This window comes from Flavobacterium branchiophilum NBRC 15030 = ATCC 35035, assembly GCF_002217205.1.
In the GTDB taxonomy this organism is placed as follows: domain Bacteria; phylum Bacteroidota; class Bacteroidia; order Flavobacteriales; family Flavobacteriaceae; genus Flavobacterium; species Flavobacterium branchiophilum.
In genome coordinates this window covers 1-22,818 of the sequence record NZ_MUGT01000002.1, presented here as the reverse complement: position 1 = coordinate 22,818, position 22,818 = coordinate 1, and the positions used below count along the sequence as shown (strand labels likewise).

At 34.0% G+C, this 22,818-nt stretch carries 25 protein-coding genes; 2 read left to right on the top strand and 23 right to left on the bottom strand.

Translation table 11 applies throughout. From position 1 onward, the window contains the following. Positions 1–393: 393 nt before the first annotated feature. Positions 394–1,134 carry a phosphodiester glycosidase family protein gene (locus tag B0A58_RS00250; protein WP_089079382.1) on the bottom strand — a complete coding sequence of 247 codons (741 nt, stop codon included), beginning with the start codon at positions 1,132–1,134 and terminating at the stop codon, positions 394–396. 825 nt (positions 1,135–1,959) lie between these two features. Between B0A58_RS00250 and B0A58_RS00245 the strand changes: the two genes are divergently transcribed. After that, positions 1,960–2,718, top strand: coding sequence for a reverse transcriptase domain-containing protein (locus tag B0A58_RS00245; RefSeq protein ID WP_243389423.1), 759 nt, complete (start codon positions 1,960–1,962; stop codon positions 2,716–2,718). Between the two features lie 9 nt (positions 2,719–2,727). Then, positions 2,728–2,868, top strand: coding sequence for a hypothetical protein (locus tag B0A58_RS16320; RefSeq protein WP_165766264.1), 141 nt, complete (start codon positions 2,728–2,730; stop codon positions 2,866–2,868). Positions 2,869–2,921: 53 nt separating this feature from the next. Here B0A58_RS16320 and B0A58_RS00240 read toward each other — a convergent pair whose 3' ends face one another. The 22 genes from B0A58_RS00240 to B0A58_RS00135 all read right to left on the bottom strand — a co-directional run bounded on the left by B0A58_RS00240 (position 2,922) and on the right by B0A58_RS00135 (position 22,206). After that, positions 2,922–3,317: a hypothetical protein gene (locus B0A58_RS00240; protein ID WP_089079381.1), complete on the bottom strand. Its 396-nt coding sequence runs from the start codon at positions 3,315–3,317 to the stop codon at positions 2,922–2,924. Between the two features lies 1 nt (position 3,318). Next, positions 3,319–4,074, bottom strand: a complete 756-nt coding sequence (locus tag B0A58_RS00235) for a TNT domain-containing protein (RefSeq protein ID WP_089079380.1) — start codon at positions 4,072–4,074, stop codon at positions 3,319–3,321. Positions 4,075–4,151: 77 nt separating this feature from the next. Then, a complete protein-coding gene (locus B0A58_RS00230; protein WP_089079379.1) occupies positions 4,152–4,523 on the bottom strand; it encodes a hypothetical protein in 372 nt (123 codons plus the stop codon). 13 nt (positions 4,524–4,536) lie between these two features. Then, a complete protein-coding gene (locus tag B0A58_RS00225; RefSeq protein WP_207758829.1) occupies positions 4,537–5,298 on the bottom strand; it encodes a polymorphic toxin type 46 domain-containing protein in 762 nt (253 codons plus the stop codon). 41 nt (positions 5,299–5,339) lie between these two features. After that, positions 5,340–5,840, bottom strand: coding sequence for a hypothetical protein (locus B0A58_RS00220; protein ID WP_089079378.1), 501 nt, complete (start codon positions 5,838–5,840; stop codon positions 5,340–5,342). A 25-nt stretch (positions 5,841–5,865) separates the two neighbouring features. Then, entirely contained in the window at positions 5,866–6,594 is a 729-nt protein-coding gene (locus B0A58_RS00215) for a hypothetical protein (RefSeq protein ID WP_133063036.1), read from the bottom strand. Positions 6,595–6,638: 44 nt separating this feature from the next. After that, positions 6,639–6,989 (bottom strand): hypothetical protein, encoded by a 351-nt coding sequence (locus B0A58_RS00210; protein ID WP_133063035.1) that lies wholly within the window; start codon positions 6,987–6,989, stop codon positions 6,639–6,641. A 14-nt stretch (positions 6,990–7,003) separates the two neighbouring features. Beyond that, positions 7,004–7,735, bottom strand: a complete 732-nt coding sequence (locus B0A58_RS00205) for a polymorphic toxin type 46 domain-containing protein (RefSeq protein WP_089079375.1) — start codon at positions 7,733–7,735, stop codon at positions 7,004–7,006. A 78-nt stretch (positions 7,736–7,813) separates the two neighbouring features. Then, positions 7,814–8,203, bottom strand: a complete 390-nt coding sequence (locus B0A58_RS00200) for a hypothetical protein (RefSeq protein WP_089079374.1) — start codon at positions 8,201–8,203, stop codon at positions 7,814–7,816. Further along, entirely contained in the window at positions 8,203–9,576 is a 1,374-nt protein-coding gene (locus B0A58_RS00195) for a hypothetical protein (RefSeq protein ID WP_089079373.1), read from the bottom strand. The genes B0A58_RS00200 and B0A58_RS00195 overlap by 1 nt, the downstream gene beginning before the upstream one ends. A gap of 23 nt (positions 9,577–9,599) precedes the next feature. Then, the gene (locus B0A58_RS00190; protein ID WP_089079372.1) at positions 9,600–9,971 is read right to left on the bottom strand and encodes a hypothetical protein; all 372 of its coding nucleotides are present in this window, start codon (positions 9,969–9,971) and stop codon (positions 9,600–9,602) included. Continuing rightward, positions 9,971–10,198 (bottom strand): hypothetical protein, encoded by a 228-nt coding sequence (locus B0A58_RS00185; RefSeq protein ID WP_089079371.1) that lies wholly within the window; start codon positions 10,196–10,198, stop codon positions 9,971–9,973. Before B0A58_RS00185 ends, B0A58_RS00190 begins: the two co-directional genes overlap by 1 nt. A 6-nt stretch (positions 10,199–10,204) precedes the next feature. Continuing rightward, entirely contained in the window at positions 10,205–11,134 is a 930-nt protein-coding gene (locus B0A58_RS00180) for a hypothetical protein (protein WP_089079370.1), read from the bottom strand. Between the two features lie 12 nt (positions 11,135–11,146). Then, the gene (locus B0A58_RS00175) at positions 11,147–12,943 is read right to left on the bottom strand and encodes a phage baseplate assembly protein V (protein ID WP_089079369.1); all 1,797 of its coding nucleotides are present in this window, start codon (positions 12,941–12,943) and stop codon (positions 11,147–11,149) included. Positions 12,944–13,122: 179 nt separating this feature from the next. Beyond that, positions 13,123–13,320 carry a tyrosine-type recombinase/integrase gene (locus tag B0A58_RS00170; protein WP_089079368.1) on the bottom strand — a complete coding sequence of 66 codons (198 nt, stop codon included), beginning with the start codon at positions 13,318–13,320 and terminating at the stop codon, positions 13,123–13,125. Between the two features lie 347 nt (positions 13,321–13,667). Next, entirely contained in the window at positions 13,668–15,221 is a 1,554-nt protein-coding gene (gene dnaB / locus B0A58_RS00165) for a replicative DNA helicase (RefSeq protein WP_089079367.1), read from the bottom strand. A 147-nt stretch (positions 15,222–15,368) separates the two neighbouring features. Further along, on the bottom strand, positions 15,369–16,322 hold the full coding sequence (locus B0A58_RS00160; protein ID WP_014083848.1) for an acetyl-CoA carboxylase carboxyltransferase subunit alpha: 954 nt from the start codon (positions 16,320–16,322) through the stop codon (positions 15,369–15,371). Positions 16,323–16,610: 288 nt separating this feature from the next. Further along, on the bottom strand, positions 16,611–17,498 hold the full coding sequence (locus tag B0A58_RS00155; protein ID WP_089079366.1) for a DMT family transporter: 888 nt from the start codon (positions 17,496–17,498) through the stop codon (positions 16,611–16,613). Beyond that, entirely contained in the window at positions 17,485–18,573 is a 1,089-nt protein-coding gene (locus tag B0A58_RS00150) for an LptF/LptG family permease (RefSeq protein ID WP_089079365.1), read from the bottom strand. The genes B0A58_RS00155 and B0A58_RS00150 overlap by 14 nt, the downstream gene beginning before the upstream one ends. An 86-nt stretch (positions 18,574–18,659) precedes the next feature. Beyond that, the gene (gene tgt, locus B0A58_RS00145; RefSeq protein WP_089079364.1) at positions 18,660–19,790 is read right to left on the bottom strand and encodes a tRNA guanosine(34) transglycosylase Tgt; all 1,131 of its coding nucleotides are present in this window, start codon (positions 19,788–19,790) and stop codon (positions 18,660–18,662) included. A 170-nt stretch (positions 19,791–19,960) separates the two neighbouring features. Next, a complete protein-coding gene (locus B0A58_RS00140) occupies positions 19,961–21,121 on the bottom strand; it encodes a pyridoxal phosphate-dependent aminotransferase (RefSeq protein WP_089079363.1) in 1,161 nt (386 codons plus the stop codon). After that, positions 21,118–22,206: an FAD-dependent monooxygenase gene (locus B0A58_RS00135; RefSeq protein WP_165766263.1), complete on the bottom strand. Its 1,089-nt coding sequence runs from the start codon at positions 22,204–22,206 to the stop codon at positions 21,118–21,120. Before B0A58_RS00135 ends, B0A58_RS00140 begins: the two co-directional genes overlap by 4 nt. Positions 22,207–22,818: the final 612 nt, after the last annotated feature.

The following is a 22,818-nucleotide window of genomic DNA, read 5'->3' as shown; positions in this document are numbered from 1 at the left end:
TTAAGGGGCTGAAACAATACCATTTAGATATATAAATTAGTCTAAATTAGGTAAAAAAACAGTCAAATTCGAAATGACTTTTGATGAAATTTTCAGTAATTAATTATTTTACAATTTCATTTATTTTAAGCATTGTCGTCCGATAAAAATAATCGAAACGTTAATTTTTCGATATGTTTTTCGATAAACCCATAAAGGGTGTGCATGTAATCGGTTTAACTCATGGATTTTATTTTTTATAGGTATTCGTTTTCTTTCAGTTCGTTAAACAGGATTTTAACTCATTAACTATATTTTTTATAAGTATTCGTTGATTTTAATTCATTGCTCGGCTTTCAGGTGCAAGGAAAGGCTAGTTGTTACCAACTGACATTCTTTTCGTACGTTTGTTATTCATTTATTTTTCTTTACTGTTACACCAAATATAACTCCAAAATTTCCGTCTGTTTGTATCCAATTTTTTTCTGGTAAATACGTCCTTGAAACAAAACCGTCAAGATACAAAGCGTTTTTACAACCCAAGCGTTGGAAGTATTTTGCGAAGTCATAAAAGTTAATTTCTGTCTTGGACATTGCAAACACAACTCTGTTGTCAGGCAAAATGCCAACACCGTTTCTTATGTTTAAATTTGTTGAGCCGTCTTTAAAAGCAGAGTGAACTTGTCCGTCAATAATAAGCATTGGTCCTGATTGCGTGGCATATTTTATTTTACCGTTGTAATTAAAGTTTGTAGTCTTGCAAACAAATGGTTTGTTGTCTGTCGTAATGTAAAAAATGCCGTTGGGTTTTAAATAAAAATTTCCGTTTCCGTCCGCTGTGTCCAAAATCATTCGTATTTTTTTGTTTTGTATGAAAAGTCCTTGGGGTGAAAAATCTTTATTAAACATTCCTCCATTCATTGCAAAAGTCAAGGTTAAAGTTTTACTCTCAACATAATTTTTTAGATTTTGAATACTTTTAAAGGTTTCGCCTTTGTCGTTTTTCCAAAACAGTTGCAAATCTTGTGTTTTAGTGTCAACCGTATAAGTTAAAATTTGGTCGTCAATTGCATTTTGGTTTGTTTTAAAAGCAATTAGTCCAGCAGTCAGCAGAAGTAACAAACCCATTAATAATATTATTCCATTACGTTTCAATTTCTGTTGTTTATTATTTGCAGTTTAGTATGTTTGGAGCTAACGTCAGTCTGTGAAAAAACTGTCGTTAAATATTCTTCAAAAATAATAAAAAACTATGAAATAAAATAGTTATTTTTACCCAAACCCACCTCAAAACATCGTTTTACAGCCCACATTATTTGGCAACAAAATAATGCTGCTTAAAAATAACCCTTTCGCAAAAGGCTTCTATTACATTCAAAAACCAGCGTTTTTTTGGTTTTTTGGATAATAAACAGGGTTTTTTCACAGCCTGACGTTTTGCGGCTTGCAGAAGTGGCGGATTAAGGAAGCCTAAACTTTCGGTTAAACACTAACTTTGCAAGTGCAAAACCAACTTTAAATTAAGCCCAAAACCCGCCATTTCTGCAAACTGCTGTGTGTGCCCTGCATCCGCAGGGTACACACCGTAAGCATTAGAAAAAACTCAAAAATACAAATTTTTGATTAAAACACAAATTTTTTTTTTTCTAATTAATTATGGGGTGTGTCCGAATTTTTCCAGAGGGTGCAAGTCCCTTACGAGCGGTTGAAACCCGAATCGTTAGCACGTGGCAAGGTGGTTTATCGTGAGGTATGCACTGAAGGAAGCCAAATGCGAAGCATTCATGAACTCCAAAAAAAAGAAAATGAAAACTTCGTGAATAAACGGCAAAAGTCTGTACTGACGAACAGAAAGTACATAAGAGGCATAGCAATAAGGATGAGCGTCCACAGCAACGTAAAGTCCGAAGAATACAAAATCTACTAGATGTAGATGCAGCGGGGATAGGCGGAAGGAAAAAGCGTTTACCAGGGGAGGTCTTGGCAACCACGAGTTGGTTAGGTCAAGAAGTCAGCAGAGGTCATAGTACTTGTGGCAAACGAGGTGCAAAAGAAATGCACAGGTCTCACAAGCAAGGAAGGACTGAACGTAAAGAGGTTTTCAATGAGTATCGGAATCGAAAGATAGCCCTATTTAACGAAAACAGGTTAAAAACAACTAAAATGATAGAAAGAATAGTACATCCTTACAATCTTCAAGAAGCATTGAAACACGTGATTGCCAACAAAGGCAGTGCGGGTGTTGATGGCGTTTCGGTAGGTGAAATCCGAGCGGTTTTTACGCAAAAGAAAACGCAACTTATTGAAGATATTAAACAGGGAAACTACCAAATTCAACCCATTTTAGGGATAGAAATTCCCAAAGGAGACGGAAAAACCCGATTATTGGGCATTCCAACTACTACCGAAAGAGTATTGCAACAAGCAGTAAGTCAAAGTATTGCGATTTATTTTGAACCCGAATTTAGCAGTCAAAGTTATGGATTTAGACCCAATAAAAACGCCCGACAAGCCGTTGGGCAAGCATTGGAATACATCCATCAAGGACTAAATTGCATTGTGGACACCGATTTGAAATCATTTTTTGATGAAGTGGACCATTGTTTATTGATGAATTTGATTTACAAAAAGATACAATTTTTCTTTATAGGCTCTGGTTCGGTTAAAGTATTGTTTTTTACAGGTTCTTCTGTTACAGGTTTTTCTTTTGGTGTTGGGTTTTTCAAATGCAATAAATAAAGTAACAGCATGGCATCGTGTGGCTCGGCATTGCCTGTGCCAATGCGTTTGATGCTTTCATACTCGGGTATTGCTCCATCAAAAAAGGCTTCGCCTGTTTCTGTAGAAATTAAATCGCTACCCATTGCCCAAGTGTGGTTTGAGTTTTGAATCTTCTAACAAAAAAACTACAACTTTTTCTAGTTGTAGTTTAAATTGCTAACTTAATCAAAAACCGACCAACCGCCACGAGGTTTGTCTGGTTTGGGGTCTTCTAATTTAGTGGTTTCAAGCATTTCAAAAAAAAGCATATATCTTGTTGGTTGAAATTCCCCAAAAGAAAATAAGTAAATATTATCATTTTTTATTAAATAATATACTTCTAAACCCTCTTGTGATAAATAAGTTTTAATGAAACTATTTTTTAATTTAAATTTACCTTCTTTAATTATCAAATCGAAATCTGTTTTGTTTATAATTTTTTCTATGTCTCTTAAAGGATTATTGTAAAAATCACTTATTTTAAAATTTTCATTATTAATTTCAAAACTTAGTTTCAAAAAATCTTCTTCTTTACCATCAAATATTTTTTTCCTGTTTATTTCAATTTTCTTGTACATATTAATTTATTGGTTTTATATATCCTTCTTTTATTAAATCATTTATAGATGCTGGTAATTCATATTGAATACCTCCTCCTTTTTCTCCAAACCAGGGTATTATTTCACCTTTGCTAACGGTTGGAATTTCTTTTATAACTTCATACCTTTTATAAGGTTTAGCATCGGTTCCTTTTGGTAAAGCTCTCTCTGTATATGGAGTCCCCTCTTTTCCTGCAAATGTTCCTTTATCCTGAAAATTACCATTTTCATCAACCCATCCTCCAAATCTATCAAATGTACTTCCTTTATTTAAAGTTGTATTAGTTGTACCTACTGCACCTCTGTTTGGTGGCCAGTTTCCATTCAAATTATTATCTTTAAATAATTTTTCTAAAGCTGACCAATTTCTATTTTTAAATAAATCATAAGCCTGTAATCCCAATTCTTCAGACGGAAAGCCTCCATCAATTGTTTTTAGAAACTCATCAAATGTTGGCAATTTATATGAATTACCCATCTCAAACGCCTCGCCATCGGCTTTTTTCTTTACAGGTTCAGGTTCGGTTATGTTGTTGTTTTTTACTGGCTCTTCAATAATTTGTTCTTCTGTTACTGGTTTTTCTTTTGGTGTTTTAAATTTCAACAAATAAAGTAACAACATGGCATCTTGAGGCTGGGCATTGCCTGTAGCGATGCGTTTTATACTTTCATACTCAGGGATTGCTCCATCAAAAAAGGCTTCGCCTGTTTCTGTAGAAATTAAATCGCTACCCATTGCCCAAGTGTGGTTTGAGTTTTGAGTCTTCTAACAAAAAATCTACAACTTTTTCTAGTTGTAGTTTGCATTGCTACTTAATCAAAAACCGACCAACCGCCACGAGGTTTGTCTGGTTTTGGGTCATCTCCTTCGATCATTTTCGGATATAATGAAATTCCCCAAACGATATCTTTTAACATATTCGCATAATCTGTATTTGCCTCCTCTCCGATAAAATTTTTTGTCACCATTATTGCTATTGGATATTTTTTGTATGCTTCTTCTTTTGTATAAACTTCATTATTATCAATTACACATTTTTTTATGTCCACCAATTGATTATAAAAAGACGCATTCATTGGAGTGTTTGGCGAAAAATCATACTCTTCTTTTGCTTGAATTAAAGCTTTTTCAACTATTTCTTGATAGTATTTTTTTGTTAATTTATCTTCTAAATCTGTATACATTTCTATTTATTTATTAAAATTGTGTTTTTGGTATATAAATTTGATTTCCTCCTCCTTCTGTAAAAACTGGTAAAGGGTTTCCTTCAGCATCAATCCTTGACCATGTATCATTTATTTCAGACGAAGTACTTTTTAAGCCTTCTGCATCTTTGGGTAAAGTAGTTGTTTCTTTTGTAACAGTCTTTACTTCTTGGGTTTGTTTCCAACCATTATTAGGGTCTCTTACATTATATTTATCAGAAACGCCTAGTTCGCCTGGTGTATTGTTTGGATTGTCTGTATAATAATCTCCTCTCAAAACGGTACCCTCTGTATTTACTTTTGTAAATTGAATCAATTCTTTTCCCTGCGGAAGTTTAATTATCTCTATTGGTTTGGTAAAATCAATACCTGCAATATGAGACTCAATATCTCTCATTTTCATATCAGGATAATGTTTTTGGTAAAACTCAATGGCTTGTTGTGTTCTTAAGGCAATAATATCCCCCATCTCAAACGCCTCACCATCTCCTTTTTTCTTTATAGGTTCTGGTTCGGTTAGTTTTGTGTTTTTTATTTGTTCTTCTGTTACTGGCTTTTCTTTTGGTGTTGGGGTTTTTAAATGCAACAAATACAATAACATCATGGCATCGTGTGGCTCGGCATTGCCTGTGCCAATGCGTTTGATGCTTTCATACTCGGGTATTGCTCCATCAAAAAAGGCTTCGCCTGTTTCTGTAGAAATTAAATCGCTACCCATTGCCCAAGTGTGGGTTGCGTTTTGATTTTCTAACAAAAAACTACAAATTTTTTTAGGGTTGTAGTTTGGGTTATAACTTAATCAAAAACTGACCAACCGCCACGGGGTTTGTCTGGTTTTGGGTCTTCTTCTGTTGGGAATTTATTTAAATCTAATGGCATTGGAGCAATATGACTATTTATTAAATCTTTAAAAAAACCTTTTTTCTTATTTATTATAAAAGCACGAATATATCTGATGGGAACAAACTCCACACCAATATCATCGTATCCTGTTAAAACGTATAGTCCCAAATTTGCTGAATTATCTGAATTATTACTTATCGTCCAATATGATTCTTTGGCTAATTTTCTAAATAATTCTCCCAAATACACCCAACATTTAAATCTTTTTTCGTCATCATATACTTCATTTGTTATATTTTGGTCCATAACATATTTTTCTAGAATTTCTAAACTTTCAATACTAAAATTTAATGAATATCCTAAAGAATCAGTTTCATAAATGAATTCCTCTAAGTAATCATCTATGTAAAATAAAAAGTTTTCAAATTCATCCTGTTCAATACTGTTTTTCATGATTTGTAAATTAAATTAATTATTTTTAAGGTAATTGTGTTCCAATTTTATGGTTAATCCCTGCATTATTCAAAGCATCAATAAAATTTTTTGACGCTCCTTTTTCTAAAATATACTCTACATTATATCCTTGTTTTACAAGCCATTCATCTTTTATTATATCTATTTTGGCTTGTTTCGTCAAACTTACTTTTCCAGTTTTTAATTGTCCTGCATATAGCTCATCTGTTTTAGAAATATCTATTTGACGGTTAGTAAATTTTGTTTTTAACGTTTCGCTTTTCCCTCCAAACTTATTTCTATATGCCTGTTCTTGAGAAAGTCCAAATTTAGCATTCTTCATATTGGTATCATACTGCTTGCTCCACCGTTCATAACTATACTTTTTGGGATTATCTTTCATTCTATTTTCATAATCTTTCCATCGTTGTGCTTTATGCTCGGGAGTGTTTGGTTTTAGAGGTTCCGCCTCAAACGCCTCGCCATCACCTTTTTTCTTTATAGGCTCTGGTTCGGTTAAAGTATTGTTTTTTACAGGTTCTTCTGTTACAGGTTTTTCTTTTGGTGTTGGGTTTTTCAAATGCAATAAATAAAGTAACAGCATGGCATCTTGTGGCTCAGCATTGCCTGTGCCGATGCGTTTGATGCTTTCGTATTCGGGTATTGCTCCGTCAAAAAAGGCTTCGCTTGTTTCTTTATAAATTAAATCGCTACCCATTGCCCAAGTGTGGGTTGCGTTTTGATTTTCTAGCAAAAAAACTACAACTTTTTTAGGGTTGTAGTTTGTGGGTTGATAACTTAATCAAAAACTGACCAACCGCCACGAGGTTTGTCTGGTTTTGGGTCTTCTCCTTCGGGCATCGTTGGGTAATCAGGAATACCCCCAGAAACATCAATCAGTTTCTTTGGATAATCCCAGTCCATATCCAAATATCCATCAAAATTACGAACTACCATTACTCCTAAAGGATATTTTTTATTGGCTTCAGCTTCCGTGTAAATATGTTGTTCTACCACTACCGTTTTTTTTATGTCAACCAATTGGTTATAAATAGATTCATTTAAACTATCATTTGGTGAATTTTCATATTCTTCTTTTGCTTGTTGTAAAGCACTGTTTAATATTTCTCTATAATATGACTTCGTCATTTTTTTTGATAATCTTATGTACATAATATTTGTATTTTAAAATTGTTTTTTTGGAATGTAAATTTGGCTTCCTCCTCCTTTTGTTGGTACTGATTGGTTTTTAAAGACCATGTGTCTTCTATTGATGCAGAAGTACTTTTTAGTCCTTCCGCATCTTTTGGAATAGCTACTTTTTCTTGTTGTACCGTTTTTATTTCGTCTGTTTGTTTCCAGCCATTATCCGGGTCTCTTACATTATATTTATCCGAAACTCCAAGTTCACTTGGAGTGTTTTCAGGATTATCTGTATAATAATCTCCCTTTAAAACATCACCTTTCGTGTTTACTTTGGTATATTGGTGCAACTCTGTTCCCTGTGGTGTTTTTACTATTTCTATAGGTTTAGTAAAATCTATCCCGTTGATGTGAGATTTTATATCGTTAATGTCCATATCAGGATTATACTTTTGGTAAAACTCAATAGCTTGTTGTTTTCTTAAAGTAATAATATCACCCATCTCAAACGCCTCGCCATCGCCTTTTTTCTTTATAGGTTCTGGTTCGGTTAGTTTTGTGTTTTTTATTTGTTCTTCTGTTACTGGCTTTTCTTTTGGTGTTGGGGTTTTTAAATGCAACAAATACAATAACATCATGGCTTCGTGTGGCTCGGCATTGCCTGTGCCGATGCGTTTGATGCTTTCATACTCGGGTATTGCTCCATCAAAAAAGGCTTCGCCTGTTTCTGTAGAAAATAAATCTGAACCCATTGCCCAAGTGTGGTTTGAGTTTTGAATCTTCTAACAAAAAAACTACAACTTTTTCTAGTTGTAGTTTAAATTGCTAACTTAATCAAAAACCGACCAACCGCCACGAGGTTTGTCTGGTTTTGGGTCTTCTTTAGGAGAGTCACCTCCATTTGTTTCTTCTGTATTAGTATCGTTCTTAATAATAACATTAAAATTATAAATTTCTTTATAATATTTTTCTATCAAGGAAGACACTCTTTCATGTTCTGAACTATTCATATTATCTTTTAAATTATCCCATTTCTGAATAGTGCTTTTAAATATTACAGCATTTACAGCATCTATTTGGCAAAATAAATAATTATCGTTTTCTTGAAAAAATAAATTTTCCCCTCTTCCTAAAACTCTAATTCTATAAACATTCCCTTTATCATCTATTCTTTTTTCTATAGAATTATCTTCTAATATTTTTTTTACGTATGTATCCATTATTTTCTTAAATTATTTATTGAACCATCATTATTTCTATATTTAATACCACTTACATTTTTGTTTGCTTCCAAAATAGGCTTTTCTACTCTCCACCAAGTTCTTTCTCCGTAAGGGCCGTAGCGTTCAGCACCCTCATCAAATACATTTATTTCTCCTTTTGCTTGTTCAGCAAACCTTTTAGATGCCGTATCCCAAACTTCTGCTGCTTGACTCCCATCTAATCCGTTTTTTGGATTGAATAAGTCTAAATTATCTAAATATTCCCCCCCTTTTGTTTGTTCCAATGTAGTTTTTCCTGTTGATGATGATTCTGCCCATTTCTGAGCTGTCCTCATATTTTTATCCGACCAAAAGACTGCGCCGTCTTCAACTGTTGAAAAGTCTAGCGTGTTTTCAGCCATATTTTTTAATTCTTTAAAAGTAGGTTTTATTGGCTCTGCCTCAAACGCCTCGCCATCACCTTTTTTCTTTATAGGCTCTGGTTCGGTTAAAGTATTGTTTTTTACAGGTTCTTCTGTTACAGGTTTTTCTTTTGGTGTTGGTGTTTTAAATTTCAACAAATAAAGTAACAACATGGCATCGTGTAGCTCGGCGTTGCCTGTGCCGATGCGTTTGATGCTTTCATACTCGGGTATTGCTCCATCAAAAAAGGCTTCGCCTGTTTCTGTAGAAAATAAATCTGAACCCATTGCCCAAGTGTGGGTTGCGTTTTGGATGCCAAAAACGGCTCGTACAGAGCTACCTAGTGTTCCAAAACTGCCTATAATGTTTACTCCAATGCTTGTTGCTGTTGGCATAGCAAGTTGTGTAAGCCCTTTTAGTAATCCTGCTCCCATACCCACCATTGCTCCAAATAATGCTCCTTCAACTATTTTGGCGGTTGTATTTATTGCTCCTACTGTTATGGCTTGCCACCAGTTTTTGATATTTGGTGCAAAGGTTATTTTGTCACCAAAAAGCATGCACTGCATTTGGTGGTCGCCTGTGATGGCGGGTTTGCCTTGTACAATCATGTTGCTTTTGCTATTCGTCCAGATACGAGCCATTGCTGCTATTTGTCCGCATATTAATCCACCCATTACTGCACCAACGGCTGCACCTGCTGCACCTGCCAAAGCTCCAATTGCTATGAGGGCGGCACCGCCTGTGGCAACAACGCATACTGCAATTACTGCTGCAACAATTGCCATAATGAGCATGAGTTTGTTGCACCCAAAGTCCATCATACTGCTGGTGGCGGTATCGACAAGGGTAATGTACTTTTTGCCGTCTTTCTTTTTGGTCGAAAGTTGTATCGACTGTAGTTGTGCAGGTACGTTGCCACCTGTACACATCCAAAAGTCTTTTTCGGTTATTATTTTGTTTCCCATTTGTTTGCTTTTTTATAAATGGGTTAGCTTTTGATACACACACACTTTGATTTGTCTATGGCAAAGGTATAAAAATCAATAATAGGTTCTTGGTCGGGTTCAAAAAAAGTTTTGGTGGCAAGTTCTTGTATGTCTGTTGTGTCTAAAAAAGCCAATGTTTCGCCGTTTTTGCTCCAAGCATTGCTTCCTTTTTCATTCAGCATTGCTGCCCCGTCATTTGTTTTTATGGTTAAGGGTTTGTTTACCATAGTGTTTCCCATACTGTCACTGTATGAAATTATTTCATGTGGGAAACTTATTTGAAAAAAAGCATTATTTTTTTTGTTACTAAAGGCTAAGCTATTCTTCATTTCTATAAAAATGATTTGCTGATTACTTTGGTTAGTTTTTATCATTATTCGATGCGTTTGGTTATAGTATGTTGTTGGTGTGTTGCTACTTTTATTCGATTATTGTTGTAGCATATACCGATTGTTTTGGATTTTATGTTTTCTAAATCGCCTATATTTTGAGCTTGTTTGCAATACTGCCATCTAAACAAAAAATATCGTGCCTTCGCTATTCTTGAATATCGAAATTCTAAAAGCAAAGTGGTATAATTTATTTGATATTGCCATTTCATAATCTGCTAATCTAGTACTCTAAATATCTTGTTTTGTGAATTTTCAATTATTGCACTACTGTTTTCTTTGTAGGAATCGCTTTCTATGGTATAAACCATGGATGCTTCAATAAAATTGGGCAATGCCATTTCGGTAATGGTAGTTTTTGCAAAATGTAGCCTTCCTGTTTTAAAATGGCTTCTATAAATGGCTTCTTCCGTAAGATTTGGTCTTAAATTTTTGGTTTCAACATCGGGCAAATGTCCGTAGGCTTGTTTTTTCCATTCGTTTTTGTCGGTATCGGCTAGTGCTTTGCTGGTTACTGCAATATCATTTAAATGTTCTGCCCCAAATTGAGGGCTGTAGTCAAAATTATAAATCCACTCGGCATCGGCGGTTTGTAATACGTTTTTTTGAACTATCATTTTTCGGTCAATGGGTAGTGTTTTGCCATATATTTTGCCAAAATAATGTTTGAAAAATTCGTTGTTTTCTATCGCTAATTTTATTTTTTCATTGCTACAAAAAATTTCGTCATTGATGGTAATGAGTGCTTGTAAAGCGGGTTCTTGCTGTTGAATTTTTAAAAGTTGTTTTTTGGTATCTTCCCATTTGTCTTTTATTTGTTGAAGATTTACAATTCTTGTTATTTTGCCAAAAACATCAATTATTACTCTTATTTCGCTATACATTCTGCTAAAAACCTGATTTAGACTAATAATATCATTCAGGTTTTCGTTGTTTGTTTTTACTAATAAATGTTCAATTGTAAAGAGTTCAATTTCAGCATCTCCATTTTCTTCTACTTTGAGAACTCTAAAAACCCATCTCGTTCTGGTAGTGGTTTGCATATCAAAATAGGCCGATTTTACTTTAGTTTCAGAAATCAAAGTATAGTTTTCGGCAAATGGTTCTCTAAAACGAATTGCGTTGGTTAGTGTTTTATTATTGCTCATTTTTTCTTTTGATTAATTGATAAATACATCGCCACCGTCTAGTTTAGATTCTCCGCTGATGTGATTTTTGGCAGATGCAATATCCATAGTATCTGTTGCATCAAGTTTGAATTTTTTGCCGTTAAGATTAATAGTTCCGTCTGCCAATAATTCTAATATACTTTTGCCAACGGTTACTTTGAAACTATTTTTACCTTCGAGTGCAATATTACCGTCTTTATCCATTTTGAAATGGCTTTCAGCACTTTTTCCTACGTTTATTACATTAGTGTCTCCTGCTTGTGCAACGGTGTTTCCCGAACCATCAAAAGTTAAGGAGTTCCCAATAGCATCGTTAATCAATACTGCACCTTTGCCTATGCTGTCGTCTAGTGTAATATTATTTCCAGTTTTAGAACGAAGTGATTTTTCTTTGTTTTTTGCACCACCGCCACTACTATTTTTTCCATGAAAAAGACTACCAATTACAAGAGGTCTATTAGGGTCGTTGTGTCTAAAACCCAGTAATACATGGTCGCCAATTTCGGGAATAAAAACCATACCTCGATTTGTTCCTACCTCTGCACTTGAACCAGCATCGGGTGTCATTACACGAAGCCAAGGTGTACGCATGGAACCTTGTTGCCATTCCATTTTCACACGAATTCTGCCCGTTCCTTTTGGGTCGTTGTTATCTACAACAACGGCTTCTTGAAGTTTTGCATTAGGGAATTTTATTTTAGGTTCAGGAAGTTTGGTAATATTAACTGGTAATGCTGAAAAACTATTGAAATATTCGCCTATTTCATTTGCTTTATGAGTGATTTTGGTAATAATATAGGTGTCAATATAATTGATTTTGGATTGCGGAATGTTGTTAATGGCAGCTAAATTTGTGGGTAGTTTTTCTTGAAAGCCAATCTCAATTATTGAACCAACTTTTAGTTTCGGATTGCGACTTTTTGCACTTATAGTATTTGATTTTGCTATTGCACTTTGTTGTTTTGCGTTTAGCAATTGTTCTAAAGCTCCTTCATGACCTGTACTTATTTTACCGTGTTCTAATGAATGTGTGTTGTATAGAATAGCCGATGCATCAATAGCAAATTTACCTAAACGAGACATTGGTTTTATCTCTTGATTGGTTTTTGACATATATGAAACATCTTGATTTTCATCATAAGTAAAACTTGAAAAATGGTGCGGTATAGTTTTTAAGCCCATCACAAATTTTGATAAATCAATACCTAAAAGAAGCGGTATTTCTTTGTCAAACTTTGTTGGTTTGCCAAAAATTAAGATTTCGCCATTGTAATAAAACCACTCATTATATTGTTTTGCCAAGCGTTGCAAAAATTGAAAATCGGTTTCGTTGTATTGGGTTTGGTATTTTATAGTTTGTTTGTACTCGGGATTGATTTCGTTTTTTAATTCTCTATATTTACCAACGCCTTTCTTTAAAACGCCTTCCACAATTTCTTTTAATGTAACCTCTTCCCAAGAATACATTTTGCTTCCAGATTCCAATATTTCTGTTTTAGAATGTCCCGAAATTATTATTTGATTACCAACTATATCTTCTTTTAATTCAAATTTTACATCGGTAACAATTCCAATAAAATTGTTTTGATTTTCGAGAGCAATATGCACGGTTTTACCAAGCCAATTTTGAGCATTTTGCATGGTGTAGGCTCTTGGTTCTTCTATGACCGAGTGGGGAACTTTGATGGTAAAATTGTGATGTTTATTAATAGTTTGATGTAGTTCTATTGACGTAAAGTGTGATATTTCTTTTCTGTCAATTCCGAATTTGATTTTTTGTGTTATCATTTTTTATGCGGTTTTTATGCGGTTAGTGTAGCTCAAGGGTATCAGTTAACTAGTAGATATACGAAAGTTATTGCGTTTTTAACATATTTTTGTTTGGCAAAAACTTAAAAATAATCATTTGTTGTTTTATTTTATAATTGTCAAATTTATAAAATTTATTAAAACAACCTATTATTTTTTTACAAATTTTTATTTTTATTTGCATTGTTTACTAATTTATCTAAAGGGCTTTCTATTTTATCCACCACATTGCGGGTTAAATGTGTGTAAATCATCGTGGTTTTTATACTAGAATGTCCTATAAATGCTGTATATAATTCATATTCAGTACCATTTTCTAACAAATGGGTAGCAAAACTGTGCCGCAAAGTGTGCATGGTGGCTTTTTTTGTTTTGAAAAGGCAAGTGAAAACGAAAAGTAAGAAGTTTTAAAAAAAACTTTGGTGAATGGAGGCTGTCCATTGGAGGTTGCCCGCATGAGGGATAGAACAAGGCACCATGTGCTCGTGATAGCCCGACGGCAAAAAAAGGAAGCCCCGCCTGAGCGGTTGGCTTGATGGGGGCTTTCTTTTTTTTGGCGGCATGCCCTAATGGTCTTGGTGTTTTGTAGGTTTTTTTTTGTAAGACAATATGTTTTTTTACGAACTCTTTGTTGGTCATTTTAATTCATACAAAGGGTTGTGTTGTAGTGTTTTTGGCGGGTGGGGTTTTTTGTGGTTTGGGTTTAAAACGGCACTTCTTCGTCTTCGTTGTCTGGTGTGTAGCGACTTGTTGGAGCTCCAAAGGCTTCGTTTGCCGAGGGGAGGTTTTTGGTTATAAAGGGGTTGTCGTTGTTCATTTTGGAGGGCAAATCGTCGTAGCCACCACTAAAATCATCGAGATTGTCGAATTTTCCTAAATTTCCTATAAATTTTAGTCGGATGTTTTCTAACGATCCATTACGGTGTTTGGCTATAATAAATTCGGCTTGCCCAGCGGTTGGCGAGGCTTCGTCGTCGTCCCATTCTTCGATTTTGTAATATTCTGGACGGTATATAAACGACACAATATCGGCATCTTGCTCAATGGCCCCCGATTCACGAAGGTCCGACAGCAATGGTCGCTTGCTGGTGCCACGGGTTTCTACGGCACGTGAAAGCTGCGAAAGGGCTATTACGGGTACTTCGAGCTCTTTGGCAAGGGCTTTTAAGTTTCGGGAAATGGTAGAAATTTCTTGTTCTCGATTGCCTCCCGCTTTGCCATTTGAGCCTCCTGCGGTCATTAATTGTAAGTAATCGACTATAATTAATTTGATACCGTATTGGGATGCCAACCGTCTGGATTTGGCTCTAAGGTCGAAAATAGAAAGCGATGGGGTGTCGTCTATATATAATGGGGCTTTTTCGAGGTTTTTGACTTTGATAGAAAGTTGTTCCCACTCGTGTTTTTCGAGTTTTCCTGTACGTAATTTCTCTGATGATAAACCTGTTTCGGACGATATTAAACGGGTAATTAATTGTACAGATGACATTTCGAGTGAGAATAAGGCTACTGGATGACCAAAATCTATAGAAATATTTCGTGCCATTGACAGTACAAATGCGGTTTTACCCATACCAGGTCTGGCTGCTATGATAATCAAATCGGAGGGCTGCCAGCCCGAGGTGAGCTTGTCCAATTTGTCAAATCCTGTGGCCACTCCGCTCAATCCTTCTTTTCCTGCTATTTCTTCGATACGTCTTTTGGCTTGTGTTACAAGGCTTTGTGCCGTTTCGGAACTTCGCTTGATGTTGCCTTGTGTTACTTCATAAAGCTTGGATTCGGCTTTGTCTAAAAGGTCAAAAACGTCGGTAGTTTCGTCATAAGATTCTTCTATAATTTCAGATGATATACGAATTAAACTTCTTTGAATGTATTTTTGAAGTATAATTCTGGAATGAAATTCGATGTGTGCAGACGATGAAATTTTTTGGGTAAGTTGTATCAAATACATATCTCCGCCTGCCAAATCGAGTTTGGCATTTTTTTTCAATTGGGCAGAAACGGTCAGTAAATCTATCGGTTGCGAGTCTGTAAAGAGCTGAAAAATGGCTTCAAAAATGTATTTGTTGCTGTCTTTATAAAAAGCATCGGGTTGCAGGATGTCGATCACTTCATCAACTCCTTTTTTGTCTATCATCATGGCACCCAATACGGCTTCTTCTAGGTCTAATGCCTGTGGTGGTATTTTGCCTTTTTCGAGTCCAATAATGGGTGTTTTTTCGGGTTTTACGGGTGCTAAATTCTTGATATTCTCCATAGGTGCGAAGGTATGAAAAAATAAAAAAATAAAAAATTTTAGTTTTACAATAGATTTGTTTATAACTGGGTGCCAATTGTTGATAAGTCAAAAAAAATCCGAAACTTAATGTTTCGGATTTTGTAACAATCATAAATTTATATGAAATTATTCTTTAAATTCACCCATTTTAGAGTATTTATCCATTCTTTGCATAACAAGTTCGGTGTGAGACAAATCTTTGAGTTCGCTAAATCCTTTCAAAATGTATTGTTTGACGTTTTTAAAACCAGTTGGCTTGTCAAAATGGATGCCACCAAGTGGTTCTGGAATAATGTCATCTACTAATTTTTGTTTTTTCATATCGGCCGATGTCAGTTTGAGTGCTTCGGCAGCTTGTGCTTTGTATTCCCAACTTTTCCAAAGTATAGACGAGCAAGATTCTGGCGAAATAACAGAATACCAAGTGTTTTCCATCATATAAACTCTATCTCCAACCCCAATTCCTAAGGCACCCCCCGAGGCACCCTCGCCAATAATTACTGATATTATTGGGGTTTTAAGACGTACCATTTCAAAAATGTTTCGGGCAATGGCTTCTCCTTGTCCTCTTTCTTCGGCTTCTAGCCCCGGATAAGCTCCCGGAGTATCAATAAGTGTGAGTACTGGTATGCCAAATTTTTCGGCCATTTTCATCAGTCGTAAGGCTTTTCTATACCCTTCTGGGTTGGCCATTCCAAAGTTGCGGTACTGTCGCATTTTAGTATTTATTCCTTTTTGTTGGCCAATTATCATAAACGATTGGCCGTCTATTTTGCCCAATCCACCAATCATGGCTTTGTCGTCTTTGAAATTTCTATCGCCAAACAATTCTAAAAAAGTATCGCCACAAAGGGCCGTAATGTGTTCTAACGTATAGGGCCTGCTTGGATGCCTGGACAATTGTACCCGTTGCCAAGCGGTTAGATTTTTGTAAATGTCTTTTTTAGTATCTTCTAATTTTTTAGAAATTTGTTTACATGTTGTAGAAACATCTACATCTGATTCTTTTCCAATGATTTGACATTTGGTTAATTGCTCTTCTAATTCTTTGATTGGAAGTTCAAAATCTAAATATTCCATGTGTATTGGTTTTTGTTTGGATTGAAAAGCAAAGATAGTTTTAAATTTTAATTTTGAAAATATTTTTAATTAAAATTGCCAATTTTCTACAAATCAGCCCCTGTTTTCATTTCTTTTTTTGGGCGTTCCCCAAGGGTCGGGCTATTCGTTTCAATCTTTTTTGTTTTTAAAGAAAAAACAAAAAAGGATTTCCACTACTATCCCTAACGCACCCACCCCTTTGATTAGTACCCGATCCATTATGACAAATTATTTGCCCTATGAACCATTTTTTTTGCTGAAAAACTTTTATTTTTTTATTTTCTTTAACTTGTTTTTAATTATTCCATTGGCCACCACCGTTAGCAAGATAATTCCTGCACCAAAATAAAATTCGGTACTCATTTTTTCTTTGTCTTGAAAAATTAAATAGGCCAAAACAATGCCATAAATAGGTTCCAAATTGATGGTTAGCATCACCGTATAAGGAGACAAAACTTTCATTACTTTTATCGATGCAGCAAAAGCATAAGCAGTGCAAAAGGAGGCCAAAAGAAGTAATAAAATGAAATCCCTAATAGAAATATGAAAAAATGCGGGACTAAATTTTTGAGTAACTATCATGTACAAAGTCATAAATCCCAAACCGCCTGCAAGTTCATAAATAGCAATATAAGTTGCGTCATATTTTTTTGCAAATCTACCATTTAACACAGAAAATAATGCAGATAAAAAAGCCGTTATAATTCCTAAAACAATGCCAGTTTTGTATCGGGTTTCTACATTAAAAATAATTGATAAACCACAAATTACAATCAACCCTAAAACCATTTCATACCAAACTATTTTGGTCTTATAAAACAATGGTTCTAAAAAAGCGGCAAAAAAAGCTCCCGTAGATAAACAGGCCAACGTTATAGAAATATTTGAAACCTTAATGGCTTCATAAAAAGTTATCCAATGGATACTGATTAAGCCGCCTAAAAACAAAAGATTTTGTAATAATTTACCTTTAATTTTTAAAGGTTTTTTACACACCAACGTGTATATAACTAATAAAATCAAAGCAAATAAAACCCTATACCAAACCAAATCAATGGCTTGCAATGAAATTAATTGCCCCAAAATAGCAGTAAACCCCCAAATAAACACTATAAAATGAAGGTGGAGGTAGTTTTTTAAATTATCGTTTTGCATTTTTTAATAAGTATATAGCCAGTATTCCAAATACAATGTTTGGAATCCAAACGGCAATGATGGCAGGAAAGCTTGATTTTTCGGCCAAAACACCAAATATTTTGTCAAAAAAAACAAACGAAAAAGCAAGTAAAATTCCTATTGTTAGGTTCATGCCCATGCCACCCCTACGTTTCATGGAGGACACAGCTACCGCAATAATTGTAAGAATAAATGCAGAAACGGGTACGCTAAATTTTTTGTATAAAACAACCAAATAGATATTAATATTGGCATTTCCTCGTGCTTTTTCTTTGTCTATAAATTCGATCAAATCCAAAAGGGGCAATGTTTCTGCAATGTAAACAACGGGAGTTAAATCTTCTAATTCAAAATCAAAATGAGCTTCTTTTTTATCAGCTTTTTCAATAATATCGTTCAACGGTCCCACTTTTCTATGAACGTAATCATACATCGTATAACTACTGTCTTTTGGGTTAAACTTGATTCTCGAAGCTGTTATTTTATAATCGAGTGTTTTGTCTTTATTGAATTTTTCTAGCGAAAAATTAAATGCCATTTGCGAAATGGTGTTGAAATTGCTTACGTATATATACTCGTCATCAGATATTTGTCTATATACATCGCTGTTTTGCCTCATTTCATTTTGTCCATTCCCAATCAAATACATGTATCGAAAATTATTGTATTCATCATTGGCTTTTGGTGCTAAAAAAAATCCCATTACCAGTGCCGAAACACACACAATCGTAGCACCAACTAAATAGGGTTTCAAAAAACGATTGAATGAAATACCAGAGCTTAGCATGGCAATAATCTCGGTGTTGTTGGCCAGTTTTGAAGTAAACCAAATAATAGACAAAAATAAAAAAATGGGAAATAAAAAATTGGCAAAATGAATGGTAAAATAAAAATAATATTTTGCAATTGCCGCAAATGGCACTTTGTTGGCCAGCATTTTATTGACTTTTTCAGACACGTCTATTATAATCCCAATTGGAATAAATAACAAAAGCATTACCGAAAAATTGGTTAAATACCTTTTTAAAATATATTTATCTAAAATTGTAAGCATATTTTTATTTTACTTTTTTTAAAGATTTTTAATAGTATATGGTATATTTTTAGCAATAAATAAAACTACTTTTCAAATTAAAACAGTTAAAGTCTTTGGCTCATTTGAACCACCATTTTGTCTTTCCAGGATCTAAAATCGCCTTCTATAATGTGTTTTCGGGCCTCACGTACCAACCACATATAAAACCCTAAATTATGAATAGTGGCAATTTGTTTGCCTAAATATTCATTGGCGGCAAACAAATGTCGCAAATATGCCTTGGTATATTCTGTATCTACAAATGTAATGCCCATTGGATCTATTGGACTAAAATCGGCTTCCCATTTTTTGTTTTTAATATTTATAGTACCGTATGCCGTAAATAACATGCCATTTCGGGCATTTCTGGTGGGCATCACACAGTCAAACATGTCTATTCCTAATGCAATATTTTCAAGGATGTTAATAGGTGTTCCAACTCCCATCAAATAGCGGGGCTTGTCTTCGGGCAATATATTGCATACCACTTCGGTCATGGCATACATTTCTTCGGCTGGCTCGCCCACAGATAGGCCTCCAATGGCATTGCCTTGCTGGTTTGAATTGGCAATATATTCGGCAGATTGTTTTCGCAAATCTTTGTAAGTACTGCCCTGAACTATAGGAAAAAAAGTTTGCTCATAGCCATATTTAAAAGGTAGTTTTTCCAAATGTTTGATGCACCTGTCTAACCATCTATGGGTCATGTGCATCGATCGTTGTGCATACCGATAATCGCATGGGTAGGGGGTACATTCATCAAATGCCATTATGATATCGGCACCAATTGTACGTTGAATTTCCATTACATTTTCGGGCGTAAAAAAATGGTAGGAACCATCTATATGACTTTTGAACTTTACACCTTCTTCTTTAATTTTTCGGTTTGCCGATAACGAATATACTTGATAACCTCCTGAATCGGTTAGTATATTTCTGTCCCAATTCATAAATTTATGTAATCCTCCCGCTTTTTCTAAAATAGCAGTTTGTGGTCTTAAATACAAATGATAGGTATTTCCTAAAATAATATCGGGGTTGATTTCTTCTTTCAACTCCCGCTGGTGCACCCCTTTTACTGATGCAACGGTGCCCACTGGCATAAAAATAGGTGTTTCAATCACACCATGATCGGTAGTAATACTACCCGCACGTGCCTTAGATTGAGGGTCTGTTTTTAATAAATCAAACTTCATATATACATTTTTCAGTTCGCAAATATACACAAAACAAATATGGTCTTATTTGTATTTGGCAATATTTTAACCATCAAATGTATTTTTTGTATTTTTTATAAATGAATAATTTTAAAATTAATAAAAAAATAGTTTATTTTTAAATTAATATTATTTGTATAAATAAATATCTAAAAACTTTTATAAATTCTTTCTAATCCTTCTTCTAAAATGGCTCTTGATGTAGCAAAACATATTCTTACGTGGCCAGAAGCCCTTGTACCAAACCATCTTTCAGATCCTGGAACCAAAGCCACTTTTCCTGTTTCAAGTGCTTGATGTACAAATGATTCGCTCGTGTATTCATTTTTTATTTCAGGAAAGATAACATAAGTTGCTTCGGGAATTGTGGTTTGTAATAGAGCCGATCGATTGATACTTGAAACAGCAAAGTCTCTATTGGATTCTAAATGTTTCAAAAATAAGGCTAACCAATCCAATCCTTTGTCCAATGCCACACTTGCCGCAATTTGACTCAAAGTAGCCACTCCTTCGATAGTACTATTAAATTGCGATTTTTCGATAAAATCATCCAAAACCACTTGATTTTTACACAATACCGCTCCAATTCGTAACCCCGCAAGTCCAAAACTTTTCGAAAAACCATATACCGTAAAACTTTTTTGGGCAGCATAATCTGACACACTCGAAAAGGTAGTAAATGGTGCTTTTTCATACAAAATATCACTCCAAATTTCATCACTCATAACCCATAAGTCATGTTTTTCTGCAATTGTGGCTATTTTTTTCAATTCAGCATAACCTAAAATTTTGCCATAAGGATTATGCGGATTACAAATACTAATGAGTTTGGTTTTTGGATTGATGCATGATTGCAAATGATCAAAATCTATTTGACCAGTTTGGTAGTCAATGGGGCAGCATTGCACTTTTGCACCACAAATTTCAACTGTTTTTTTAAACAAAAAATCAACGGGGTCAAAAATAATGACTTCGTCTCCTGGTTTTAATAAATACTTAGCAATCAAATACATACCTTGTGCGGCACTGTTAATGGCTACTACATTTTCAGGCTCAAAACAACCATTTTTTCGGGCATTGAAAAAAGCAGCAACCTGCAGTTTAAAAACTTCTAAACCTGAAAACGGGCCATAACTCAAATAGCCATCTTGTAAGTATTTAATAATACCTTCGGTAATTTCTGACGCAATTGGAAAGTCTGGGTCGGCAGCGGTCAATGGAATAACGCCATCTAAAACAGTGGCCCATCTGCCATTAAAAGCTTTATGCTTTAAGGCATCGATATTAATGGATTCATTAGAAAACATCATGATTTTACAGATATGGGAATAGATTGGTTTTTTTGTTTGTGTATAGGCATTAAAAATTCTGTTCTTAATATGGAGCCATTTTTTTTGTGTATTGCAATATCTAATTTTCGTATGTCTGAATACATTTGTAAGGCTTTATTGTAATTATTTTCGTTGGCCAACAAACAATCTGTTAAAATATGAGCATCATTTATTGCAGCACAAACACCTTGACTTGTAAAAGGCAATAATGAATGAGCGGCATCTCCCACAAAAACAGCATTTTTATAGTAGTAAGCGTCTAATGGATCCAATTCATTGACTTTCCAATAATGGGCATTTTGAAAATTCAAAACATTAAAAAAATCAGTCTCTTCAGTAACCCACGTACCAAAATGTTGTTGCATAAACGAAACAATACCGCCAATAGATTCGTCTAACAGGGGGTGTTTATGGGTGTCAAATTGAGCATAACACAGGACTTCACTTTCATTTAATTTGAATATACCAAATGCCAATCCGCCGTCTTGATGTTTGAATTTTTTGAATTGATGCCCCAAACTTTTCAAAAGTAGTTCCGACTTGAATATAGTAACAATTTCATGTACTCTACTGGCCTCTAATTTTTTTTCGGGCATTAATTTTCGTCTTATTGTGCTGTAAATACCGTCGCAACAAAGCACCAACGATGGTGGATTTATGGTTTCTCCGTCGCAAAATAAGATGGTTTCAATTCCTTTATCAGAAATTGTAATGTCTTTTACTTTTTTATGATGTACAATGGAGTTTTTTGAAATATTTTCTTCTAATAAAGCAACTAAATCTCGCCTTGATATTACAAAATCTTCGTTCATTTGCTGTGTTTTAATGGCCATTCCTTCATGATTATAGGCTGTAAAATGGGTTAAAAAGTTGCCTTTATCTACCAGTTTGTCTGAATCTATTATGGTAGATAAAATTTTTAAACCATCATTAGGAATGATAAATCCATGTCCCTTCTCATTATTTAATGGTGCTTTTTCATACACTCTAAAATCAATACCAGATTTTTGTAACAAATTTGCCATGGTCAAACCGGCAATGCCTCCTCCCATTATTAAAATCATTGTTTTCAATATTTTAGTTAAAAATAAAAAACAAATATAAATAATCTTGTTCATTATTTATGATTTTAATATAAAATACAAGCTATAAATGGTATTTAATAATTTGTTTTAATCGATAAAATGATGTAAATATAAGTTAAAATGCAAAAAATAGAAATTAAATCTAAAAATGATTAAAATAGCTCCAATTATTTAATAATTGTTTAATAATTTTTGCAAATGATTGATAATTGTTTAATGAACGTTTATTTTAATCCATTTATCGATTTTTTATTCAATAAATTATATTTTAAACTAAATTTGTTGAAATAATTTAATTTTTTAGTTTTTAATTTTGCTTTTTCTAGTCAATTCACAACCTAAACAACTAGTTTGACTGTATTGTTACTAAAAACCAATCTTATTTATTGTAAAATAATTAAAAAATTAACAGATTGGAATGTTAGCTTTTGAATATTCAAATCAATTCAATGGACTACTTTTATTAAATTATTTTTTAATTTGTTTTTTTTTAAGAATTGTTATATGATTTTATTAAATTAACTTTTTTTGAGTTGAAAAATTATAAATTCATATAAAATAGGTTCTTATTTTTTTAATTTTTTAATTTTT